21 protein-coding genes are annotated in these 21,525 nt (G+C 68.7%); 7 read left to right on the top strand and 14 right to left on the bottom strand.

Features of this window, described 5'->3' with window-relative positions; translation table 11 throughout:
- Positions 1–34: 34 nt before the first annotated feature.
- Together LXM90_RS17795 and LXM90_RS17790 are read right to left on the bottom strand one after the other, a co-directional pair.
- On the bottom strand, positions 35–1,039 hold the full coding sequence (locus tag LXM90_RS17795; protein WP_234080947.1) for an NAD-dependent epimerase/dehydratase family protein: 1,005 nt from the start codon (positions 1,037–1,039) through the stop codon (positions 35–37).
- Complete coding sequence (locus tag LXM90_RS17790; RefSeq protein WP_234080946.1) at positions 1,036–1,797, bottom strand: hypothetical protein; 762 nt, start codon at positions 1,795–1,797, stop codon at positions 1,036–1,038. The genes LXM90_RS17795 and LXM90_RS17790 overlap by 4 nt, the downstream gene beginning before the upstream one ends.
- Positions 1,798–2,026: 229 nt before the next feature.
- Here LXM90_RS17790 and LXM90_RS17785 point away from each other — a divergent pair, with 229 nt between their 5' ends.
- The 6 genes from LXM90_RS17785 (at position 2,027) to LXM90_RS17760 (ending at position 8,207) form a co-directional block, all read left to right on the top strand.
- A complete protein-coding gene (locus tag LXM90_RS17785) occupies positions 2,027–3,883 on the top strand; it encodes a glycosyltransferase family 61 protein (RefSeq protein ID WP_234080945.1) in 1,857 nt (618 codons plus the stop codon).
- Between the two features lie 181 nt (positions 3,884–4,064).
- Positions 4,065–4,478: a sugar 3,4-ketoisomerase gene (locus LXM90_RS17780; protein WP_234080944.1), complete on the top strand. Its 414-nt coding sequence runs from the start codon at positions 4,065–4,067 to the stop codon at positions 4,476–4,478.
- 12 nt (positions 4,479–4,490) lie between these two features.
- A complete protein-coding gene (locus LXM90_RS17775) occupies positions 4,491–5,612 on the top strand; it encodes a DegT/DnrJ/EryC1/StrS family aminotransferase (RefSeq protein WP_234080943.1) in 1,122 nt (373 codons plus the stop codon).
- Between the two features lie 154 nt (positions 5,613–5,766).
- A complete protein-coding gene (locus LXM90_RS17770) occupies positions 5,767–6,600 on the top strand; it encodes a class I SAM-dependent methyltransferase (protein ID WP_234080942.1) in 834 nt (277 codons plus the stop codon).
- Between the two features lie 3 nt (positions 6,601–6,603).
- Complete coding sequence (locus LXM90_RS17765; RefSeq protein WP_234080941.1) at positions 6,604–7,269, top strand: acetyltransferase; 666 nt, start codon at positions 6,604–6,606, stop codon at positions 7,267–7,269.
- A gap of 2 nt (positions 7,270–7,271) precedes the next feature.
- Entirely contained in the window at positions 7,272–8,207 is a 936-nt protein-coding gene (locus LXM90_RS17760) for a GNAT family N-acetyltransferase (RefSeq protein ID WP_234080940.1), read from the top strand.
- A gap of 159 nt (positions 8,208–8,366) precedes the next feature.
- Here the strand turns inward: LXM90_RS17760 and LXM90_RS17755 are convergent, their stop codons facing one another.
- From LXM90_RS17755 to LXM90_RS17705, 11 genes are all read right to left on the bottom strand, one after another.
- Positions 8,367–9,317, bottom strand: coding sequence for a hypothetical protein (locus LXM90_RS17755; protein WP_234080939.1), 951 nt, complete (start codon positions 9,315–9,317; stop codon positions 8,367–8,369).
- A 53-nt stretch (positions 9,318–9,370) separates the two neighbouring features.
- The gene (locus LXM90_RS17750) at positions 9,371–10,894 is read right to left on the bottom strand and encodes a glycosyltransferase family 61 protein (RefSeq protein WP_234080938.1); all 1,524 of its coding nucleotides are present in this window, start codon (positions 10,892–10,894) and stop codon (positions 9,371–9,373) included.
- An 85-nt stretch (positions 10,895–10,979) separates the two neighbouring features.
- Positions 10,980–11,573, bottom strand: a complete 594-nt coding sequence (locus tag LXM90_RS17745) for a GNAT family N-acetyltransferase (protein WP_234080937.1) — start codon at positions 11,571–11,573, stop codon at positions 10,980–10,982.
- 215 nt (positions 11,574–11,788) lie between these two features.
- Positions 11,789–13,342, bottom strand: a complete 1,554-nt coding sequence (locus tag LXM90_RS17740) for a glycosyltransferase family 61 protein (RefSeq protein WP_234080936.1) — start codon at positions 13,340–13,342, stop codon at positions 11,789–11,791.
- Positions 13,343–13,414: 72 nt separating this feature from the next.
- On the bottom strand, positions 13,415–14,581 hold the full coding sequence (locus LXM90_RS17735) for a DegT/DnrJ/EryC1/StrS family aminotransferase (RefSeq protein WP_234080935.1): 1,167 nt from the start codon (positions 14,579–14,581) through the stop codon (positions 13,415–13,417).
- Between the two features lie 99 nt (positions 14,582–14,680).
- The gene (locus tag LXM90_RS17730) at positions 14,681–15,331 is read right to left on the bottom strand and encodes an acetyltransferase (protein WP_234080934.1); all 651 of its coding nucleotides are present in this window, start codon (positions 15,329–15,331) and stop codon (positions 14,681–14,683) included.
- Positions 15,328–16,065 (bottom strand): SDR family NAD(P)-dependent oxidoreductase, encoded by a 738-nt coding sequence (locus tag LXM90_RS17725; protein WP_234080933.1) that lies wholly within the window; start codon positions 16,063–16,065, stop codon positions 15,328–15,330. The genes LXM90_RS17730 and LXM90_RS17725 overlap by 4 nt, the downstream gene beginning before the upstream one ends.
- 4 nt (positions 16,066–16,069) lie before the next feature.
- Positions 16,070–16,297 carry a hypothetical protein gene (locus tag LXM90_RS17720; RefSeq protein WP_234080932.1) on the bottom strand — a complete coding sequence of 76 codons (228 nt, stop codon included), beginning with the start codon at positions 16,295–16,297 and terminating at the stop codon, positions 16,070–16,072.
- A complete protein-coding gene (locus LXM90_RS17715) occupies positions 16,294–17,334 on the bottom strand; it encodes a ketoacyl-ACP synthase III (RefSeq protein WP_234080931.1) in 1,041 nt (346 codons plus the stop codon). The genes LXM90_RS17720 and LXM90_RS17715 overlap by 4 nt, the downstream gene beginning before the upstream one ends.
- Positions 17,327–17,644 carry a hypothetical protein gene (locus LXM90_RS17710; protein WP_234080930.1) on the bottom strand — a complete coding sequence of 106 codons (318 nt, stop codon included), beginning with the start codon at positions 17,642–17,644 and terminating at the stop codon, positions 17,327–17,329. Before LXM90_RS17710 ends, LXM90_RS17715 begins: the two co-directional genes overlap by 8 nt.
- Entirely contained in the window at positions 17,610–19,217 is a 1,608-nt protein-coding gene (locus LXM90_RS17705; RefSeq protein WP_234080929.1) for an HAD-IIIC family phosphatase, read from the bottom strand. Before LXM90_RS17705 ends, LXM90_RS17710 begins: the two co-directional genes overlap by 35 nt.
- A 179-nt stretch (positions 19,218–19,396) precedes the next feature.
- Between LXM90_RS17705 and LXM90_RS17700 the strand changes: the two genes are divergently transcribed.
- The gene (locus LXM90_RS17700; protein WP_234080928.1) at positions 19,397–20,830 is read left to right on the top strand and encodes an SDR family NAD(P)-dependent oxidoreductase; all 1,434 of its coding nucleotides are present in this window, start codon (positions 19,397–19,399) and stop codon (positions 20,828–20,830) included.
- Between the two features lie 61 nt (positions 20,831–20,891).
- Here the strand turns inward: LXM90_RS17700 and LXM90_RS17695 are convergent, their stop codons facing one another.
- Positions 20,892–21,410, bottom strand: a complete 519-nt coding sequence (locus tag LXM90_RS17695) for a hypothetical protein (RefSeq protein ID WP_234080927.1) — start codon at positions 21,408–21,410, stop codon at positions 20,892–20,894.
- Between the last annotated feature and the right edge of the window lie 115 nt (positions 21,411–21,525).

Genomic DNA, 21,525 nt, shown 5'->3' with positions numbered 1-21,525 from the left:
TGGCCGCTCCGGGGCGGATTGAAGATCCGGCCGGTCAGCCGGCGCCGGAGGGCGCGGCCGCCACCAGCGACGGCGCCAGATGGGCGCGCATCCACGCGATGGTGCCGGTGAGGCCCGCCTGCAGAGGGACGCGCGGCTGCCAGCCGAATTCCGAGCGAATCAGCGCGGTGTCGAGCACGTTGGCCGGCACGTCGGCGGCGCGGCTCGGCCGGTGCACACAGGGGAGGTGGTCCCGCCCGAAGGCCGCCCTCAGCTCGGCGATGACCTGGTTGACGCTCAGGCCCCGGCCGCTGCCGACATTCAGCACCTTGTGCGGCCCCCGATAGGCCACGGCCCCCAGGAAGGCGTCGCTCACGTCGTCGATGTGGAGGAAGTCGCGCACCACCGCGCCGGTCCCCCAGACCTCCAGCGGCTGGTCGGTGAGGACGCGGTGGATGTAGCTGCCGATCAGGCCCTGGTGCTTGGTGCCGAGCTGGAAGCGTCCGTACGGGTTGGCGATCCGCAGGATCTGGTAGTCGATCCCGTGCAGGTGCCGGTAGAGGTACAGCGACTTCTCGATCATCAGCTTGCTGATGCCGTAGGCCGAGATCGGGTCGGTCGGCGCCCGCTCGGGGATCGGGATGGCGCCCGGGATCCCGTAGATCGCGCCGCCGGAGGACGCGAACACGAGCTTGCCGATCCGCGCCGAGCGGCAGATCTCCAGGAGATGCAAAGTGGCGATCGGCGCGGCCGAGAGTTCCGCCGACGGGTCGCGGTTGGAGCTCTCGGGAATCGAGCCGGCGATCAGGTGGAAGACGACGTCCTGGCGCTCCACCGCGTTGGCGAGGGCGAGGCGGTCGGAGAACTGGCCAGACACCCGGGCGACGCGCCGGTCCAGGACCTCGGCCTGCGGGTGGCTGCGGCTGAAGCACGTGACCTCGGCCCCCGCCGCCGCGAGGCGGTTGCACAGGTTCAGCCCGAGGAACCCGCCGCCGCCCAGCACGAGGCAGCGGGCGCCCGCGAGCCCTGCCGGCGGTCCGCCGGCGGCGTCGCCGCTCATGGCCGCGGATCGACGGGGAGGGCCCCTTCGGACCCGGCCTCGCCCGCCGCGATCAGGCGCTCGAGCAGCGTCCGGGCCGTGTGCTCCAGGGCGCGCCGGGTCGGCTCCAGGGGCGCCTTGCCGGAGGCGCGGGCCGCCGCGTAGGCCGCCGCGTAGGCGGCGTCCCAGGCGGCGGCGAGGATCGGCCCGCCGGCCGCCTCCAGATCGTCGCGGATCGCCGTCCAGGCCGCCCGCTGAGCGGCGTCCCAGGCCGCCGCCCGCACATAGGGGCCGGTCTGGCGCAGGGTGAGGTTGGCGATCGCCGCCCGCTTGCGGGCGCGTCGGAGATCGTCGCACAGCCCGGCGAGGTCGCCGAGATCGCGGATCTCGGGCAGGCCGGCCAGCACGTCGGCCTCGACATTCAGCTTGGCGAGGTGGAACCACGCCGGCAGGTGAACGCGGACGAGCCAGTCGGCCACCATCCCGGCCCGGCGTCGCTCGACGGATTCCGGGCCGCGCGTCCCGACGACGCGGGGAAGCAGCGGGAGGATGAGGCCGTCCCGCACCTCCTGGGGGAGGCCGTCGCTCCAGGTGCGGACGAAGGCGGCGATCACGGGCGACGCGCAGGCCGGCCGGTCCGAGAGCGGCTCGCCGGCGAGATGGGCGACCGCTTCCATGGCGCACAGCGCCCCGTCGCGCCCCGCCTGCCGGCCGGCCGCCAGCGTCCGGACCGCCGCGATCCGGTCACGATCGATCTCAAGGCTCCCCGATTCCGGCATCCGAAGGCTGTCCTCTCTCGCGCCCGCGCACCGACCCATCGCCGCGGGCCCCGGCCAGTGCCCGACGCCCCGGCCGACCGGTTCGGCGCGGGGATTTACCAGTTCCGCGGCGGGACGCTAAGGGTGGGCTCCTGCCACGACGCCCGATGCGCGGCCCCGCTCCTGCCGGCGGCCGTCCGAGGTTGGCACCACGTCGAGGCCGGGAACGGGCCGGTCGAGCGCGCGGAACATGTCACACTTCCTGGACCTGATCAGAGATCATCGCGGCGGCCCGGGCGACCTGATCGCGCGGCTCGGCGCGCTCGCTGCCGACCCCGAGGCGGCGGGAATCAGTCCCGGCGCGATGATCCGCCATCTCGACGCCCTGGCGTTCCGGCTGGACGGGGGCGGCGCGCCCGATCTCGCGGCCCAGGCCTACGACCTCGCGGCCGCCCTGGCGGGCCGCGACGGCGGCCGCTGGACCCTGGCCGCCGCGGAGGCGCGCCTGCGCGACCTCTGCGCCCGCGGACGCTTCGCCGAGGCGGATCCGGTCGTCGCGCGGCTGCGCGCCGCGGACGCGAACCGGCTACGACCGCGGCTCATGGAGGACCTGATCGACCGGGCGTGGCTGCTGGAGCTGCGCGGCGAGGCCGAGGCGAGCGTCCAGTGCTACCGCCTCGCCCTGGACCTCAACGGCGGCGCCCCCGGCCTCGTCTCGCGGGACGGGGACCCACTCGCCAAGAAGATCAAGAACCTGCGCCGGCTCCAGCTCGACGCGCTGATCGCGGCCGGTGCCTTCGACGAGGCCGTCGCCCTGCACGAGACGACCCGCCGGCTGATCGGCGCCGGCCCCCTGGCCGGCTACAACATGGTCGCCGCCGCGTCCCTGGCCGGCCGGCCGGGCATCGACTACGCCGAGCTTCGGCCGCCCAGGCCGATCCTGGCACCGGAGCTCAAGTTCACCGAACCGCCGCCGCCCCTCACCTCGGAGCCGGGGGACCTGGAGGCGCCGAGCCAGTACCTCGCGTTCGTCGACGGCTGCCGCGCCTTCCCGCGCAGCAACCTCGTCGTGAAGGACGGCCACCTGATCTACGACCTCGCCGCCCATCCCCGCCGGCGGGACGTGCTGCTCCAGGACGGGGTCAACCCGGACCAGATCGTGATGGCGGCCTTCGGGGAGAGGCGGGCCCTCGTCGAGGTGCCGGAGGACAGCCTATCGATCGAGGTCGGCCTGTCGATGTTCGGGCTCCAGAGCCGGAATTACGGCCACTGGTTCTGCGAGTTCGTGCCGCGCATGCTGGCGTACAACGACCCGCGCTGCCCGGACGGCATCCCGCTTTGCATCGACGACCACATGCCGGCGACGCACGAGGAGGTGGTCCGGCTCGTCGACACGCGCGACCGCCCGATCATCAAGCTGCCGCCCCGGCCGGTGGCGTTCGGCCGGCTCGGCCTCGCGCCGGTGCCCGCCTTCTTCCCGTTCGAGATGCGGCCGGGACAGCGGGTCTACGACACGATCTGGCCCTCCGACATCCTGGTGGATCTGCGCACCCGCATCCTCGACAGCGCCCGCGCGCGCGGGGCGCTGAGCGGCCGCACCGGCCGCCGACTGTTCATCTCGCGCAAGGCCTTCGCGCAGCGCCAGCTCGTCAACGAGGTCGAGATCGCCGAGGCGCTCCGGTCGCACGGTTTCGAGGTCATCACCCCGGAGACGATGACGTTCCTCGAACAGGTCGACGCGTTCCACGCCGCCGACATCATCGTCGGTTCGTCAAGTTCGGCGCTCACCAACGGGCTGTTCTGCCGCCCGGAATGCCGGATCCTCGGCCTGATCCACGCCAACCTGAGCTTCAATTTCCGGGGCTATACGAGTTTCATCGAGGCCGGCGGCGCGCAGATCACGTTCCTGCGCGGCGCGACCACGAACGAGGACGGTCACGCCTTCCACGCCAGCTACCGCGTCGCGCCGAGCGCGGTGGTTGCGGCTCTGGAACATCTGCAGCGACCGACATCGGTCCCACCGCCTCTACAGCCACACGTTGCGCGATCGATCGTCGGACGGTTACTCGGCGCTCTGCCCTTCGCGCGGCAGCCCGGCGGACAATAAACCTGTAGTCGCACTTATTTCGCAAAGCTCGCTTAGGTAGAAACGGGCATTGCGGATCGGCCAACTTGCGCTTAGAGGGCTTCGCGACATCGGACCGCGCACCGAACGCGGAGGGGCCCTCGATCGCGGTCCAGGGTCGTGCTGCGATCATGAGCCGACGTCAGGGAGCCGGGATTTCGGCATGGAAACGATGACTCAGCCACACCTGATCGAGTTTCGCCACATCCTCGATCACAGGGGAGCTCTGACCCCTGTTGAGGCCGAGAAGGACGTGCCCTTCGCCATCCGGCGCATCTATTTCATCTACGATGTTTCGCACGGTGCCGTCCGCGCGGGGCACAGCCACAAGGAACTGCAGCAGGTCCTGATCGCGATCTCCGGCAGCTTCAAAGTTCACCTGAATGACGGCCAAAACCGCCAGACCTTTCTCCTTAATCGGCCCAACATCGGCCTCTATGTCCCGAGAATGGTGTGGCGGGATATCGACGAGTTCTCAGGTGGAGCGGTGTGTCTCTCCCTCGCCTCGCAGCATTACGAGGAGAGCGACTATTACAGGGATTACGACACGTTCCTGCGCGCCGTGGGACGCCGGTAGAGGAGGCCCGCGATGAAGGTTCCGTTTCTCGATCTCGGCCGCACCCACGACACCATCCGCGCCGAACTCGACGCCGCATGGCACCGCGTCCTCGACCGATCCCGGTACGTCCTGGGTGAGGAGGTCGAAGCCTTCGAATCCGAGTTTGCCGCGTATTGCGAAGCCGAGCACGCGGTCGGCGTCGCCAACGGTCTCGACGCCCTGATACTGATTCTGCGCGCCTACGGGGTCGGCCCCGGCGACGAGGTTCTCGTACCCTCGAACACATTCATCGCGACCTGGCTGGCGGTGAGCCAAGTCGGCGCGAAGCCGGTCTCCGTCGATCCCGATCCGTCGACCTACAACATGGACCCGGCCGGAGCCGCGCGGGCCGTGACCAGCCGGACGAAGGCCATCATGCCGGTCCACCTCTACGGCCAGCCCGCCGACATGGAGGCGTTCCGCGCCCTGGCGCGCCGACACAGTCTCGTCTGCATCGAGGATGCCGCGCAGGCTCACGGCGCGACCTTCGCCGGCCGGCGAACCGGCAGCCTCGGCGATGCCGCCGCGTTCAGCTTCTATCCGGGCAAGAACCTGGGCGCACTTGGCGATGGCGGGGCCGTGACCACGTCCGACACCGCGGTCGCGCGCCGGATCCGCGAACTTGCCAATTACGGGTCGCGCGAGAAGTATGTGCATCGGCAGCAGGGCGTGAATTCGCGGCTCGACGAGCTGCAGGCCGCGCTCCTTCGCATCAAGCTGCGCCACCTCGACGACTGGAACACCCGTCGCCGCTCGGTCGCGGCCGCCTACCTGGCCGGCCTCGCCCAGAGCGATCTCGTCCGACCGCAGGTCGATCCGCGCGCGGATCCCGTCTGGCACCTGTTCGTCGTCCGGTCCGCGCAGCGCGACGCGTTGGCGGCGGCGCTCGACCATGCGGGCGTCGGCACCCAGATTCACTACCCGATCGCACCAGCAGACGCCGAAGCCTACGCGGAGACACCGATCTCCGGGGAAAGCCATCTGGGCCGCACGCTCGGCCGAGAGATCCTGAGCCTGCCGATCGGTCCCCATCTCCAGGACGAGGAAATCCGGCACGTTGTGCGCGCTTGCCAAACGGCCGCGAACCCGGACTATCGCACTGGTCCGGCGTGAGGTTCGTCGCACCGGACTGCCGGGCCCGGCTCCGTCAGCGATCCTGAAGTCCACGGCTAGGCCGACCGCCGCTCACATCTGGGCAACCGAAGCGCGGCGAGCCGGAACCTCACAGGCTCCGCGCGCCAATCTCAAACGCAAAAGGAGACTGCCCGTGTCATCGTCTTCCTTGAACGCTGCCGGCGATGATCCTTCCGCGAGCCAATCGGGCTCCTTGGAGCGCCTCCGGACCGAGCGCGACGTTGATCTGGCCAAGGTCGATCTCACGTTCGAGGGGTTTCGCGCCCTCGCGCAGAATCCGCACCTCACCGCCAACGAGCGGATCGGCTTCCCGGAGACGTACCGCAACGGTTTCGAGGAGGCGATCCTTCGCGATATCGCCGCCAAGCTTCCGGCGCTGCTCGGGACGAACGCAACGATCGTGGATATCGGCCCCGGATGTGCCGGGCTGCCGCATCGGCTCATCGACCTGTGTCGCGAGCGGAATCATCGCCTGTTCCTCGTGGACAGCGCGGAGATGCTCGCGCAGTTGCCCGATGTCGCCGACGTGACCGTGAAGATCCCCGGCGCGTTCCCGGCCATCCGGGATTCGATCCGAGATACCGTCGGCCGAGCCGATGTCGTCCTCTGCTACAGCGTCTTCCACTACGTGTACGTGGAGGGTAACCCCTTTACCTTCCTCGACAGCATCGTCGAGCTCCTCGCCGATGGCGGCCGTGCCCTGATCGGCGATATCCCGAACATCTCGAAGCGCCGCCGCTTCTTCGCGAGCGAGACGGGTCGACGTTTCCATAAGGCCTTCACCCGGACCGAGACCGAGCCGGACGTCCAGTACAACGAGCCGAATCCCGGCAAGATCGACGACGCCGTGCTCATGGGACTCATCCAGCGGGCGCAGGCCGCAGGCGCGGATGCCTACCTCATGCCTCAGGCGCCGGACCTTCCCATGGCCAACCGGCGCGAAGATCTTCTCATCATGAAGGCTTGATCGATGAAACCGCTGATCATATTCGGGAACGGCGAAATCGCCAGCATGGCCTATGAATACTTTACTCATGACAGCGGCCATGAGGTGAAAGCCTTCTCGATCGGGGAGGAGTACATCACGCAAGCGCACCATCACGATCTGCCCGTGGTTCCACTTGCCCAGGTTCAGCAAGCCTATCCGCCGGACGCGTACGACGCCTTCGTCGCCATAGGCGATTCGAAGTTGAATCGGGTTCGGGCTGATCTCTGCGCGCAGGTCAAGGCCATGGGCTACAGGTTGACGTCGTACGTCAGCACGAAAGCCTTCGTCTGGCACAATGTCACGATCGGCGAGAACTGCTTCATCCTGGAGCACAACGTCATCCAACCTTTCGTTGAGATCGGCAACAACGTCACGCTTTGGAGCGGCAACCATATCGGCCATCGCTCGGTCATCGAGGATCATGTCTTCGTGAGTTCTCACGTCGTCATATCCGGGTTCTGTCGGATCGGGACCTACAGTTTCCTCGGCGTCAATGCCGCCATTGGGCACGGCGTCACGATCGCGCCCGACAATTTCATCAGCATGGCCTCGAGCCTCGCGCAATCCACGGAACCGGATAAGATCTACCAGGGCAATCCGGCGGAGCCGCGCAAGATTTCCGCCACGCGCTTCTGCCGAGCGCGCTAGCGATGACCGTGTCGATCCGGCGGTTCACCCAGGATGAAATTTCGGCCTGGAATGCACACAATCGGACAGCGCTGAACGGACACTTCCTGTTCGACCGCGGCTTCATGGATTACCATGCCGACCGCTTCACGGATGCCTCGCTGCTCATCACCCGAGACGGCACGCTGCTGGCAGCGCTTCCCGCGAACATCGACGGCGATACGATCTACTCCCATCAGGGGCTGACATTCGGCGGCCTCCTGACCGGCCGCCTGTCGACGGACGCGACTCTGACCCTGTTCGAAGATTGCCTCAATCATTACAGAGAGACCGGCGCACGGAAGCTGATCTACAAGCCGGTGCCGACCATCTATCATCGCCGGCCCGCGGAGGCTGATCTCTACTGCTTGTTTCGCGTCGGTGCCCAGCTGATCCGGAGAGATGTCACCACCACGATCGACTACCGGCTGCCCGGTGAACTCTCGTCCCGCCGCCGCCGCGGTGTCGGCAAGGCGCAGAAATCCGGTCTCACCGTCCGCACCGACAGCCGCTGGCCAGAGTTCTGGGACATCCTCGCGCAGACGCTCCAGGAGCGCCACGGGGTCGCGCCGGTTCATACCCTCTCGGAAATCGAGATGCTGGCCGCCCGCTTTCCAGAGAACATCAAGCTCTTCACGGCTGAGCAGGCGGGTGCGACGGTGGCCGGCGTCGTGATCTTCGAGACACAGGACGTCGCGCATGCCCAATACATCGCCTCCAACAGGCAGGGACGCGACGTGGGCGCTCTGGATCTCCTCTTCAGCACCCTCATCACGACCTATCAGCCGACGAAGCGCTATTTCGACTTCGGCATCTCGACCGAGGAAGGCGGCCGCGTCCTCAATCAGGGCCTTCTGACCCAGAAGGAGGAGTTCGGCGGCAGTGCCGTGATGCAGGACACCTACGCAATCGCATTGTAGCGGCGCGGCCTGTCCGAGGTCTTGGCCGGCCCGAGCCCCGCGGAGGCGGTGATCGCCCCGCCGACGCGCACGGGCCGGCCGTCCGGGTCGATCCCTCGCACGGCTCCCGGAGCCGCTGTCGATCAGGTCGCGGCAGCGCCTGTCCCGGCGCGGCCGGTCTCACACTGTTCGGAACCTGTCACCGGCCGCGGTCAGATCCCGGTAGGCCAGACCAAACCCGGTTCGTCCGAAGCCGTTGCCGTTGTAGACGAGCAGCGTCCGCTCTCCGACTTGGCAGGTCGCGCCGAAGCACGTCATCTCGGACGCCCATGCCTCTACTGCGGTGTCGATGACCGGGACGAGGCCGGACGGATCGACCGAGCCTTCGTCCCACGGGCACGTCATCAGCCTGTAGGTCTGTTCGGTCCGAACCGAGACCATCAGGACAGGGTCCTGCCCGGGGAGCGTCTCGACGCGCGGCCGGCCGAAGCCGATCTCGCCGCGCGCCTCATCCGGCAGCAGCACATCCTCCGCCGAGGCCGACCAGTGGATTCCGTCCGCGGATCTCGACCGGCGGATGCCGTATCGCGGGAGCATCTTCCCGGAGGGACTCCGGACGAAGCGGTTGCCGCCGATATAGAGGATCTGGAAACCGTCACCCACCCGCCGGACAAACGGAGCGGTCCGGAAGTAGCCCTCATCGGGCGTCGCCGGAAGGACGGGCTCCGTCTTCCACCGCCTGAAGGTTTTGCCGCGATCTTCGCTCACCGCGAGCCCGGCCAGGAGGGTGTATGGAACGTCCTCCGACAGTCTCTGCCAGCCGACGTAATACAGCCGCCAAACATCATCGACGCGTTCAAGATGACAGGGATTGACGCCGTCGGCGTCGAAACACCCCGCGGCTCCAAGATCGAGAACGGGGGTGGGATCGAAATGGATGACCGGGTGCGGATGGTCCAAACTCAGGTCGACGCAGAAGATGCGCCCGCGCAGATCGGCATCGCAGGACGAGAAGTATACCCGGACGCGGTCCGCCAGCACGATCGGCGTGGGCAGCATGGCGTGCGTCCGGAGCAGACCCGAGCCCGGCGCGGCGAACCGCAGGCCAAGATCGGTCCATGGCGTCTTCATGCTGTCATCCCTGTCGATCAGATCGCGACGACGTGCACCGGAACAGCCAGGTTTCAGACATAGGTCCGCAGCACCGTATCAAGGTAATCGAGATCGATGCGGTAATTGCCGTGCGTCAGCTCGAGCGAGCGGCGCCGCGTCTCGGCGCCGGGGCGATAGGCCCCGTGCTCACCGGGGACGGCCAAGTAACGACACCCGGCAAACGTCGCGAGACTCGCGAACGTCGAGAACTGCACGGCGAACGGCGACACGAGTCCCAGGACGAGGGTGGCCGGGGATGCGAAAACCAGATTGGCGAAGGCGGCGCCGATCGGCCCGGCGATGCAGCGCGCAGTCCTGAAAGCCTCGACCTGTTCCGCGAAGCTGAGCTGCCCCGGGTTCACGATCTCGAAGCCGTGCCGGCGAAACACTGCCTCCACCTCGGCGGCGTTCATGATGTTACGCCCCGCGGATCGACCGAGATAGAGCTTCCGGTCCGGCGCGGTACGGGGCGCAGGCACGGCCTCAAGCACCCGCCCGCGCAGCCAGGAAAGGCTCGCGTGATTGACAGCGGCGACCGTCCAGAACTCGACATCGGGCGTGTCCGGAATGAAGGTCATCAAGGACGGAACGTAGAGCGTCTTCACGTCCAGCCGCTGACCGTGCTTCCGGACCGTGAATGGGCGCCCCGGGAAGAGCAGCTTCAGGGCGTCCATTTCCTGCGGAAACAGATCGTCGCTCAGGATGAGCGGCACATCCTGCGGTATCGACGCGTTGTCGACGATGTAGCCCTTCGTGGCGTACTCGATCAGGAAGTGGAAATAGTTCGCACCGCATCGCCCGATCAGAAGGATGCCCGCATCGATCGCCCGATCGGCCTCCTGCGGGACGCGGGCCAGGACCCGGTCGCCCTTGGGGCCGAAACAGGTGATGACGAACTCGCACTGGCGGCTCGTGTAGCGGAACGCCGGGTCCGCCTCCGGCTCGTAGACCACGAAGGCGGAATGGGAGACGACCTGAGCGAAGCCGAAGATCGACGCGTCCCGGATCGTCGCGCACCAGAGTTCCGGCCTGCGCAGTCGACGGGCGGTCGGCGGCTGCGCGGATAGGGCGATCTCTGGATCCGCGAAGTCGAATATGCCGGCTTCCGCGATGCCGCGGCAGTCGATCCAGGGCACCGCATCCTGCCCGATCCGCACCACCGGGTAGATTGAACCGAGACCGGTGTCCGCTCCGCCGCTCGGACGTGCGGGCGATGCGGACCGTACGGCGAGGAAGCGCGCGAGCGCGAGGGCGAGCCGAAGCTGCAGGCCGAAGCCGCGCTGGGTCGCGAGTTGGTTGATGCGGTAGCGGAAGCAGTCCGTGATGTCCTGGCGGCTCTGCCCGAGCATCGCCAGAACGGCGACGAGCACGGGCGACCACGCGTAGATCCGCGCCTCCATGCGCGCGTTGGGCGCGCGCAACGGCGCCGCGGACCAGTGTCGGGCGAAATGGGCGACCGGATCGACGCCCGCCGCCGCCACATCGGCATTTCGCGTCAGATAGTAGTCACTGTCGACGATCCGGCGCGCGACCCGTAAGGCAAACCACTCCAACATCGCTGAGATTTCTATCCTCGACGTCGAACGGCGCATCGTGCAGCCGAGATCGGGTGCCCAGCACCGTCGCTCGTCACCGCTCCGATCAGGAGGCCTGCAACAAAGCGGAGTGGCGCTCAAGGATCGACACATGCGCCGCCCTGAACGCGTCATAAGCTTCGCGACTGAAGTGAAAAAAATAATCTTGCTCGCCCTCGTCGACGATTTTCGCGCCTGAACGGAGGTGGAAATTGATCACGCTCTCATTTTCACGACGCACGTCGAAATGACAATGCTCGAATCCGAGGTGCTCAAATCCCAGTTCGTAGATCGCGAGCGCGGAGTAACCTGCGAGGCCGACGACGGGAGGAGGCGCGATGATCCAGCTGCCCCAACAGAACGATTTCAATCCGTTGATGATCCGAAAATCGTACATCCGGACCGTGCCGCGATCCTGACCATCGGAAACGATGATGAAATAGTACTGTCTACCTGCGGTCTCGTCGCTCTTGTATCGTGTGAGCCACGCCGCCTGCTCTTCGACCGTGGTGGGTGGCGCGTTGAGGAAACGGCTGAGACGGTTGTCGGAGCGCAAACGGTAGATCAGAGCCGCGTCGCTCGGCTCAGCCAGCCGCAGATGCGAGCGCCTTCGGCTGTCCAGCGGACGCGTTTCACGAATCCGGTCGATGGGCATGTGCATACGGGGTGTATACGTTTCTGTGGCTGGAACGCGACGAACTCACGGATCTCGGCAAGTCCTGCCATGCGAGGAGACCGTTGTCACGCGACGCTCCGAGGACGGCCTGCAGCGGAGCCGACGCGGCGTCAGTCAGTCGGTCAGACGCGGACGAGGGTCACGCATCCCAGCACAGAACGGCCTGGACTACCGCCGGGCCTCCGCAAAGACCGGGCGCCCTAGGCCGCCTTGAGCCACGTCTTCAGTAAGCCGTCGAGGCGCCGCGTGTTGATGGCATAGCTTCCTTGTCGGAGCGAGATCTTGTTCGCACTCAGGCGAATAAAGTCACGCTTTCTCTTGTCGCTCAAGAGGTGGATGCAGTTACAGCCCATCAATTCCGCTAGATTTTGGAACAGCGACGAGGTGACGGCGTAGCGTGATCCGAGACCCAGCACGGATGTCCCGGGCCTGCAGAAGATCGTGTTCGAGAACGCTGCGCCCAGAGGACCGGCGACATGGGTTGCGGACGCGAACAGTCTCACCTGCTCGATGAAGGACAGAGCGCTCGGATCCACGATCGAGAAGCCGTGCCGCGCGAAGACAGCCTCGACCTCGTCGGCGTTCACGATGTTCCTGCCGCGCCGCCGGGCTAGAAAGACCCGGGACGGTCGGGACGGTACGTCGTCTTCGGAGCTCAGGGCCTCGTAGGCACGGCTCCGCAGCCATTCCAGGCTCGCGAGGCGGAGTCCTTCCTTCTTCCAGTCGGTGACCTCAAGCGCGTCCGGGAGATACGTCATGACAGACGGAATGTGGAGCCGCCCGATGTCGAGCCGCTGCTGGCTGGACACCCCGACGAACTTCCGACTCGGAAAGAATAATCTTAGGGCCTCCATCTGCGATGGAAACAGATTGTCCGAGATGACCAGCGGAATCTCGTCGGGGATATCCAGGCGATCGATCAGATAGCCTCGGGAGAGATACTCGATGAGGAAATGGAAATGGTTGTTGCTGCACCGGCCGCCCAGCAGGATCGCCTCGTCGAGGCGGGTCGTCGCGGCGTCGGGCAGGCGCGCCACGATCTTGTTGTCCTGCGGCGCGTAGCAGGCGATGACGTGCCGGAACTGGCCGGCCGCGAAGGACAGACTCGGATCGGCGGCGGGCTCGTAGCTCACGAAGTGGCCGCTCGCCGCGACCTGCATGGCTCCGAAGACGCTGGCGTTCTGGACGGTCGCGCACCAGAGCGGGGGTAGCGTGACCTCGCGCGCGACGAGCGCGCCGCGCCCTTCCCACACCCGGGGGGAGCTGAATCGGTGCGTCTCTGGCGGGTCCATCTTCCGCAGAGTGAGCCAGGGATGCTCGTCGCCGATCCGGGCGATCGGGAGCGTGGTGCCGACGATCCGCTCCAGACTCGCAGCGTCGGGCCCGGAACCCGTGGCCCGGGCCGCCAGGAGACGCGCAACCCAGCGGGCGAAGCGGAATTCCAAACCCAGGTCGCCGCACCAGAGCTCTTGATAATGGGCGACGAAACATTGGACCCAGTCGTCGCGCCGGATCGGCAGGAGCACGACCGCCAGCGCCAGGAAGGGTGAGAGCCTGATGATGGCCCGCTCCATGGACGGGTTCGCCGCGCGGATGGGCACGGCATAACCGCATTCGGCGAAGTGTCGGACCGGGTCGACACCGGCCGCGCGGACGTCAGGATAGCGGTTGAGATAATACTCGGCATCGACCAGCTTCCGCGCGAGAAACAGGCTGACGCGTGCGCGCAAACTGGAGATGAGGACGGCACTCATACCAACCCCTCCGGGCATCGGGCGCTCAAGGGCCGGATCCAGAAACACTCATTGTCCGGACGCCGGCCGATCTCAGGCTGCGTGCACGGCGCCGACGGCCCCGGCCATCACGATGTGACGGAGGATCTGGCAGATCCGCTCCGCGTTGGCGGTCCCGAGCTCGCCGTAGAAGGGCAGGCAGAGGACTTGGTCGCCGACTCTGTTGGCGACCGGCAAATTGTCGATCGCACTATCCGGAAAGTGGCGGTACGGCTCGTACTGGCTGCATAGCGGATAGAAATAGCGACGCGCGAAGACATTGTAGTGTTTGAGTCGGTCGTAGACCTCGTCACGGCTCACGCCGGCGACGGCCCGGTCGATCCGAAGGCAGTAATATTGCAGGCTGTCGGTATCGAGGTGCAGCGGTCGTGAGACGGTGATGCCGGGCACACCGCCGAGGTGATCCCGGTACACATGCGCGAGGTCCAACCGCTTCGCCTTCTCGGCCGCGACCGCATCGACCAGGCACAGACCCATGGCGGCCTGGATCTCGTTCATCTTGCTGTTGATGCCGACAGCCTTGACGGTCACCTCGTCGGCGATCCCGAAATTCTTGAGCAGCTCCATCCGCCGCTTCACGTCGCCGTCGTTCGTGACCACGGCCCCGCCCTCCGCGGTGTGGAAGAGCTTCGTGGCGTGGAAGCTGAACATGGTCGCGTCGCCGTAGCTCGCGACGGGCCGGCCGTTGACCCGCGTCCCGAAGGCGTGGGCGCCGTCGTACAGCACCTTGAGGCGATGCTTGCGCGCGATCCGCTCGATCGCCTCGACGTCGCACGGATTGCCGTAGACGTGAACCGCGAGGATGCCGGTGGTGCGCTCCGTGATCGCCGCCTCGATCCGGGCCGGATCGAGAGTCATCGAATGCTCCTCGATGTCGGCGAAGACCGGCCGGATGCCGTGCCAGGCGAGCACGTGCGGCGTCGCCGCGAACGTGAAGGGGGTGGTGATGACCTCGCCCGAGAGGTCGAGGGCCTTGACCGCCGTCATCAAGGCGTTGGTGCCGTTGTTGAACAGCGCGATGTGACCGTCGCCCAGGTGCGCGTGGAGCCGCTTCTCCAGCTCCACGTGCTGCGGCCCGCCGTTCGAGAGAACGGCACACTGCCAGATCGCCTCCAGATGCTTCGTGAAGACCGCGAGTTCGGGCAGCATCGGACGGGTCACGTAGATCGGCTGCTCGAACGATCGCGGCTCAGCGCTCATGGAACCTCCTCGCGATGTTCGGACGCGAGGCCGACCATCTGGACACATCGAACTTGGAAAGACTGAACTGACGCAGCAATCGGGCGGAGCTGAGGCCGATTAGGCCGGTTTCGGCGCCGGGGCGACGATGTCCGCCCGGGGCCAGATCGTGGCGTTGTCGGGCAGGGCGCGCAGGACGTTGCAACCCATGCCGACCGTGACGCTCTGACCCAGGGTGAGGCCCTGAAGAACCTTGGCGAGCGGCCCGACGAGGCTGTCGGCGCCGATCGTGCAGCGGCCGCCGACGAAAGCGCCCGGCGAAATCGTGGTATTGTCGCCGACGACCGTGTCGTGGCCGACGATGGCCGCCGAGTTCAGCACGCAGAAGCGCCCGAGCCGGGCATCGGCGTTGACGATCACCCCGTGCGCCACGAAGGCGCCGACGCCGACCGCGACGTCCGGGCTCACGATCGCGCGGGGCGAGACGAGGGCGGGGCAGGGGAGGGCGTGCCGGTCGAGCCACGCGATCAGCTCGGCCCGCGCCCGGATCGCGCGCCGGCTCACGCCGCCGACCGCCAGGACGACGCCGTCATACTCCGCCCGGTCGGCGAGCAGCGCGTCGAGATAGCCGCGGTAACGGCCGACCTGGACCTCCGGAGCGGTGGAATAGGTATCCTCGACCGTGTGGCCGAGGGCACGGGCGATCTCTGCGATCTCCTTGGAGAAGCCGCCGCCGCCGATCAGCGCGAGCCGCTGCGCCGTCCCGGTCACAGCACGGCCCCGCCGTCGACCCGCAGGATCTCGCCGGTGACGTGCCGGGCCTGGGACGACATCAGGAACGCGATGGCGTCGACCACGGATTCGACGGTCGCGGCGCCCGCGGGGCTGCGCTTCTCCAGCGCCTCCTTGAACTCCGCGCCGTACAGGCGGGCATGGGCCTGGGTCATCTCGGTGTCGAGCCAGCCGGGGGCGACGCCGACGGCGCGCCGGGGGGCGAGTTCCCGGGCGAGGCCCTTGATCAGGGCGTCGAGGCCCGCCTTGGAGGCGGCGTAGGGCACGATCGCCGGCTCGGGCCGCTGCGCCGCGATGGACGAGACCGCGCAGAACACCGCGTCCCGGGTCGAGACGCGGGCGCTGCCGAAGGCGGCGGCGAACAGGGTCGGCGCGACGAGGTTGGTGCGGTAGAGGCGCTCGACCTCCTCCACGCCGAGGCTGCGCATCGGCTTGATGACCTGGACGCCCGCGCAGTACACGAGCCCGGTCAGGAGGCCGCGCTCGGCCACCGCCCCCTGCATCACGCCGCCGATCGCCGAGAGGTCGGTGACGTCGGCCGCGACCGCGGCGCAGCCGAGCGCCTCCAGCTCCGCGAGCCGGTCCACCCGCCGGGCCAGGGCGGTGATCCGCGCCCCGCCCGCGCGGAGGCGCTCGGCGACGGCGCGGCCGATGCCGCTGCTGGCCCCGACGACCAGGACGTGCCCACCCGACTCCGCGATCGGCTCCGACATCGGCTCAGGCCTGCAGCTTCGCGCCGGCCAGCGCGATCAGGTCGTCGGTGGTCGCCGCCCCGGCGATCCGCTGCGGATCCACCTCGAGCCCCAGCGTGTCGTAGAGCGCCATGATGTTGAGGATGCCCAGCGAGTCGAAGGTCTCGATCGCCCCGAGGCTCTGCCCGCGGGTGAGCGGCCCTGGCTGATCGAGGATCGTGCCGAGCTCGTCCAGGAATGCGCCCTCGGTCATCGGGTGGTCTCCTCGTAGGTCATGACCGGGGGCGCGTAGATCCGGTCGGTGGTGATCGTGCAGGCTCCCCAGCTCAGGCCGACCCCGAAGCCGGCGAGCAGCGAGCGCACCTGCCGCCCCGCATAGGCCTCCGCGAGGAAGCCCGAGATCGTGCCGGGGATCGAGGCCGAGTTCTGGTTGCCGTAGACCGACTGGGTGCCGGTCGGGAGCTTGCTGTCGTCGAGCCCCAGGCGGCGCTGGAGGTTCTTGAGGATGTACTTGTTCGGCTGGTGCAGGACCAGGAAGTCGACGTCCGCGGCGCGCGTGTCCGAGAAGGCCAGGATGCCCTCGATCAGCGGCGGGACGCGCTTGAGGGTGAAGTTGAAGACCTGCGCCCCGTCCATGTGCATGGTGCCGGGCTTGTCCGCATCCTCGGCATCGGCCCGCAGGCCGCTATGCGGGATGAACAGGGCCTTCTCGCCCGAGCCGTCGCTGTGGAGCTGGAAGAAGCTCTCGCTCGCACGCCGCTCGATCAGCACCGCGGCGCCGGCATCGCCCATGATCGGCGTGATCGACCGGTCCCCGGTCGCGACCATGCGGCTCGCGACGTCGCCGACGCAGAGGAGAACGCGGTTGAGGCCGGATTCGACAAGACTGTAGGCGACCGACAGGCCGTAGACGAAGCCACTGCAGCCGAGACGGATGTCGAAGCAGAGCGTGTCGGTCCGCATGCCGAGTCGGTGCTGCATCCCAATCGACGTGGAGGGCGAGCTGTAATCCGGCGTCTGGGTGACCAGGATCAGCCCGTCGACGGCGTCGGGCTGCAGGTCGAGGCCGCGCAGGAGCTGGCGCGCCGAGTGGAGGCAGAGATCCGCCGTCGTGGTGCCGGGATCGGCGACGACGTGGCGGGTCGAGAAGCCCATGGCCCGCTTGAGGCGCTCCGCCTCCTCGGGGGCGAGCCCGAGGGCGGCCGCCTCGTCGTCGAAGGCCTGGACGCGCGCGCCGACCGTGGTGACGAGCCCCGCGAGGGTCGCGCGCGAGAACCGCAGGTCAGCCATGCTCGACCGTCTCGGCGACGTAGTCGAGCCAGCCCTGGAAGCGGCGGAGCGGCGACTTCGTGCTGTCGAGGATGCTCTCGTTGGCGAGCGGCACGTAGCGGCCGACCGTCCGCTCGATCTCGGACTCTGTCTCGAGGAGGAGCTCGACCACCGCGAAGGAATCGAGCCGCTCGTAGACGTCGTCCTCGGGCCCGAGATTCTCTAGGTCCGGGCGCCCCCAGGTCTCGACGAGCCGCGCGAAGGTGGCGCGGGCAGCCGCCTCGACGGCGCCGCGGTCACTCCGCGACGATGTGGATGTAGGGGGTGTCATCCGGTCCTCGTGTCAGTCGGTACGTCTTGCCCTCGGGGCCAGCGCTGAGGGGTTCGAAGCCGTTGTCGTCGAGGAAGGTCTCGACCATCCGGTTCTTCGCGCTCGGGCGATACTGGGCCTTGAGGTCCCGATCACCCTCCTGCTGGCAGACGTGGCGCAGAATTTGGGCCTCGATGCGGCGTCCGAGGGCCCGGCAGCTCATCAGGAACGTCTCGAGCTCGCCGCCCCGGACGATGGCGACCCCGACGATGCCCATGTCGCCGAACCGGTCGACCACCCGGGCGGCGTAGACGCCGCCCTCCCGCATGGCGGTGGCGACCTCGTCCTCGGTGTAGCGCCGGGTCGTCAGGTTGAACTGATTGGTCTTGTTGATCAGCTGGGTGACCCGCCGCAGGGAGCCCGGGTTGTTGCGGGCGACGTGCACCCGGATCTCGAGGGAGGCGAGGTAGTCGTCCATCGAGGCGGCGGAGCGCTGCAGTTCCTGGCGCTGGGCCTCGCCGCGGTACTGCTCGGTCTTGGCCAGATCCTCGGCGGTGACGTTCCGGGCGCGCAGCGACGCGATCCCGTCGAGCAGGCTGAGCGCCTGCTCGGGGCGCGTCCGGTCGAACAGGTGGCACTCGACCCCGGGGAGCCGGGCGCGGACCTCCTCGATCTCGAACGGGTTGTCGTCGAGGAAGATGAAGCTGTCGAGGCCGAGGTTCAGGGTCGCCGCGAGGTCGCGGATGTTCTCGCTCTTCTCCGTCCAGTTGCTGCGGTAGGCCACGAAATCGTCGAGGCGGAGCGGCATCGCGCGCTGGGCGAAGACCGCGCGGAAATCCTCCTCGTTGTTCTTCGTCACCGTGCAGAGCAGGATGCCAAGGCCCTTCAGGCGCAGGAGCTGGCGCTGGAGCTGGGTGTGGACGATCCCCGGATAGTCGCTGTCGACCTCCAGGTTCTCCACCCCGTCCTCGCCGACGACGCCGCCCCAGAGGGTGTTGTCGGCGTCGACCACCACCACCTTGCGCCGCGCCCGCAGCCGCGCCGCGACGGCGTCGGCGTAGCGCTCGTTGAGCGCGTCCACGGCGGCCGGGGCGTAGGGCATCTGGTACATGTACCGGTTGCGCTCGCGGAAGGCGTTGGCGAAGCCGAGCAGCGCCAGGGCGCCGGCGGCGTCGACGACGCTGACCCGCTCCTGCGCCCGGGCGAGGTCGAACAGCACCGCGTTCACCCGCGCCAGCGCCTCCAGCTGGTCGTGGAGGTCGCTCTCGACGGAGGAGACCGGCACGAACGGCACGGTGTTGAGGATGATCGTCCCCGGCGCCCGGGCGAGCCGCGCCGAGACCAGCTCGGCGAGGCCGCGCGCGCGGGCGACGGCCGCCTCGTCCGGGGCGACGTCGAAGAACCAGCGGTGGTCGAGATGCACGATCAGGACGTCGGCGGCGGCGGGTCCCGCCAGCACCTGCTCGATCTGTCCGATGGGGAGATGCTCGCACGAGACCGTGGCGAGATCCGCGAGGCGGCCCGCCACCTTCCCGAACGGGTTGGTGACGACGTTTCCGACGAAACCGATCGACAGGGCGCGAGCCGTGGTCATCCTCGATACCGGTCCCTGCGACACCCTGCGGATGCCTGCCCTCCGGCGATCGACCGGCCCCTTTCCGTGCGTGCGAGCGCCGCCCTCTTGCGAGATCGCGTGCCATAAAGCAAGGGGCCGGGCATCCGGCGGCCCGTCAGCCCGACCGGGGCGGGGACCGGCCGAGGAGGAGCTGCGCGATGAACGGATCCGGTTCGGACGAGGCCGCCGCGACGACGCGGACCTGGACCGAGGCCCATCAGGCCGCCTTCGCGCGGGCGACCGGCGACGTGAACCCGATGCACATGGACGCGCGGATGGCCCGGCGGACGCTGGCCGGCGAGCGCGCCGTTCACGGCGTCCACGCCGCCCTCTGGGCCCTCGATGCCTGCGCGGATGCTCACCCGCTCGACCGGCTCGCGACCCTGCAGATGCGGTTCGAGCGGTTCGTGCTGGTCGGGGACCGCACCGTCCTGACGGTCCACGAGGCGGACGCGCGGCAGCTGCGCCTGTCCGTGGCGGTGGACGGCGTCCGCAGCCTGACGATCCAGGCGACCTTCGCGGCGGAGCGGGCGCCGGCCCGGCCGGTCGAGGCGGCGCCGACCGCGATCCCCGCGGAGCCGGTCGCCCGCGATCCGTCGGCGCTGACGGGTCTCGCCGGGGCCTTCGCGCTGCCGGACCCGGCGGCGATCGCCGCGCTGGCGCCGCGCCTCGCCCGCGCCCTCGGCCCCGGCCGGGTCGCGGCCCTGGGCGGCCTCTCGACCCTCGTCGGCATGTTCGTGCCCGGCCTCCACTCGATCCTCTCGAAGATCGACGTGACCGTCACCGAGGGAGGCACCGGCTCGAGCCTCGGCTACGCGGTGAAGCGGTTCCAGCCGATGCTGCAATCGGTGACGCTGGACGCGGTCGGCCCCGGCCTCGTCGCCCGGGTCGAGGGCTTCGTCCGCCCGCGGCCGGTGGAGCAGGAGAGCCTGCGGGACCTCGCGGCGCTGGTGGAGCCCGGCGCCTTCGCGGCGGTGTCCGCGCTGATCGTCGGCGGGTCGCGGGGACTCGGCGCCGCGACCGCCAAGCTGATCGCCGCCGGGGGCGGGGCGGTCTGCATCACCTACGCGTCCGGCGCCGACGAGGCGGAGTCGATCGCCCGGGAGATCCGCGACGCCGGCGGGCGCTGCCAAGTCCTCCGCTACGACGCCGCCGAGCCGGCCGCCCCACAGCTGGCGGCGCTAGCGATGCGCCCGTCGCAGCTCTACCATTTCGCGACGCCCCGCATCTTCCGCCAGAAGCGCGCGCCCTTCGAGCCGGCCTGCCTGGACGAGATGATGCGCGTCTACAACACCGCCTTCTACGAGCTGAGCCAGCTCTGCCTGGAGCGCGGCGACGCCGTGGCGGCCTTCTACCCGTCGACCAGCGCCATCGACGAGGCGCCCCGCGACACGCTGGAGTACGTCATGGCCAAGATCGCGGGCGAGACGCTGGCCGCGACCCTGGCGCGGACGCTCCCGAACCTGCGGACGGTGATCGAGCGGCTGCCCCGGGTGAAGACCGACCAGACGGCCACGATCTTCCCCGTGCCGGCCGCCGCGCCGAGCGCGCTGATGCTGCCGATCATCCGGCGGATGTCGGCGGCCGCCTGACCCGGAGGCGTGGCGGGCACGGGACCGTATCGGGCGGCCCTGTCCGAGCCGGGTGCCGGGATCACTCCGCGGCGGCGTCGTGCCGGACCTCTTCGTCCGCCTCCGGATCGGCCTCGGCGTCACCGTCCTCGGTCCCGTCGGGCGCCGCGGCGGCGGTGAAGAAGTCGCCGTTCCGGATCGCCTCGCCGCCGGTCACCAGCATGCTGAGATAGGTGTTGAGGGTGTTGGGCGCGACGTCGGGCAGCCGCTCCGCGATCTCGGCGTGCGACAGGCCCTGCGGGCCGGCCGAGCCGAGCAGCGCCTTCAGCCGCCCCTTGGCCGAGTTGGCCCGGGGACCGCGGGCGCCCCGCCGTCCGCCGGAGGCGGGCGCGGCGCGGTCCCCCGCGGCGGCCCGCGGTCCCTCGGGCGCGTGGAGACCGGAGGCGTCCAGCGGGATCCCCTCGACGATGGAGGTCAGCGCCGCCTCCGCCGCCCGGAGCTTGGTCAGCTCGGCCGCGATCCTGTCGTAGTCGCTCTGCAGCGCGGCCCTGCGCGCCCGAACATCCACCAGGGCCTTCGTCAGGGTGTTGTCCTCAGCCACCGGACGGCCTCATCCCATGTTTTCGCTGGCTGACGGCATACCTCACAGGTGCCTCCCGGCGTCAACAGCCGCGGAGAGGCGCGCCGACCGCGCCCGGCCACGGGCGCCCGATCCC

It is taken from the genome of Methylobacterium oryzae (genome assembly GCF_021398735.1).
Taxonomy (GTDB): domain Bacteria; phylum Pseudomonadota; class Alphaproteobacteria; order Rhizobiales; family Beijerinckiaceae; genus Methylobacterium.
This window is presented reverse-complemented; position numbering and strand designations above follow the sequence as displayed.

What these genes read in the sequence shown, in the direction of transcription:
- LXM90_RS17740 (WP_234080936.1), bottom strand. Translation starts at nt 13,342, where the DNA reads ATGAGTGCCGTCCTCATCTCCAGTTTGCGCGCACGCGTCAGCCTGTTT.
- LXM90_RS17775 (WP_234080943.1), top strand. Translation starts at nt 4,491, where the DNA reads ATGAAGGTTCCGTTTCTCGATCTCGGCCGCACCCACGACACCATCCGC.
- LXM90_RS17700 (WP_234080928.1), top strand. Translation starts at nt 19,397, where the DNA reads ATGAACGGATCCGGTTCGGACGAGGCCGCCGCGACGACGCGGACCTGG.
- LXM90_RS17720 (WP_234080932.1), bottom strand. Translation starts at nt 16,297, where the DNA reads ATGACCGAGGGCGCATTCCTGGACGAGCTCGGCACGATCCTCGATCAG.
- LXM90_RS17790 (WP_234080946.1), bottom strand. Translation starts at nt 1,797, where the DNA reads ATGCCGGAATCGGGGAGCCTTGAGATCGATCGTGACCGGATCGCGGCG.
- LXM90_RS17705 (WP_234080929.1), bottom strand. Translation starts at nt 19,217, where the DNA reads ATGACCACGGCTCGCGCCCTGTCGATCGGTTTCGTCGGAAACGTCGTC.
- LXM90_RS17715 (WP_234080931.1), bottom strand. Translation starts at nt 17,334, where the DNA reads ATGGCTGACCTGCGGTTCTCGCGCGCGACCCTCGCGGGGCTCGTCACC.
- LXM90_RS17710 (WP_234080930.1), bottom strand. Translation starts at nt 17,644, where the DNA reads ATGACACCCCCTACATCCACATCGTCGCGGAGTGACCGCGGCGCCGTC.
- LXM90_RS17735 (WP_234080935.1), bottom strand. Translation starts at nt 14,581, where the DNA reads ATGAGCGCTGAGCCGCGATCGTTCGAGCAGCCGATCTACGTGACCCGT.
- LXM90_RS17745 (WP_234080937.1), bottom strand. Translation starts at nt 11,573, where the DNA reads ATGCACATGCCCATCGACCGGATTCGTGAAACGCGTCCGCTGGACAGC.
- LXM90_RS17760 (WP_234080940.1), top strand. Translation starts at nt 7,272, where the DNA reads ATGACCGTGTCGATCCGGCGGTTCACCCAGGATGAAATTTCGGCCTGG.
- LXM90_RS17765 (WP_234080941.1), top strand. Translation starts at nt 6,604, where the DNA reads ATGAAACCGCTGATCATATTCGGGAACGGCGAAATCGCCAGCATGGCC.
- LXM90_RS17785 (WP_234080945.1), top strand. Translation starts at nt 2,027, where the DNA reads ATGTCACACTTCCTGGACCTGATCAGAGATCATCGCGGCGGCCCGGGC.
- LXM90_RS17750 (WP_234080938.1), bottom strand. Translation starts at nt 10,894, where the DNA reads ATGTTGGAGTGGTTTGCCTTACGGGTCGCGCGCCGGATCGTCGACAGT.
- LXM90_RS17755 (WP_234080939.1), bottom strand. Translation starts at nt 9,317, where the DNA reads ATGAAGACGCCATGGACCGATCTTGGCCTGCGGTTCGCCGCGCCGGGC.
- LXM90_RS17725 (WP_234080933.1), bottom strand. Translation starts at nt 16,065, where the DNA reads ATGTCGGAGCCGATCGCGGAGTCGGGTGGGCACGTCCTGGTCGTCGGG.
- LXM90_RS17795 (WP_234080947.1), bottom strand. Translation starts at nt 1,039, where the DNA reads ATGAGCGGCGACGCCGCCGGCGGACCGCCGGCAGGGCTCGCGGGCGCC.
- LXM90_RS17780 (WP_234080944.1), top strand. Translation starts at nt 4,065, where the DNA reads ATGGAAACGATGACTCAGCCACACCTGATCGAGTTTCGCCACATCCTC.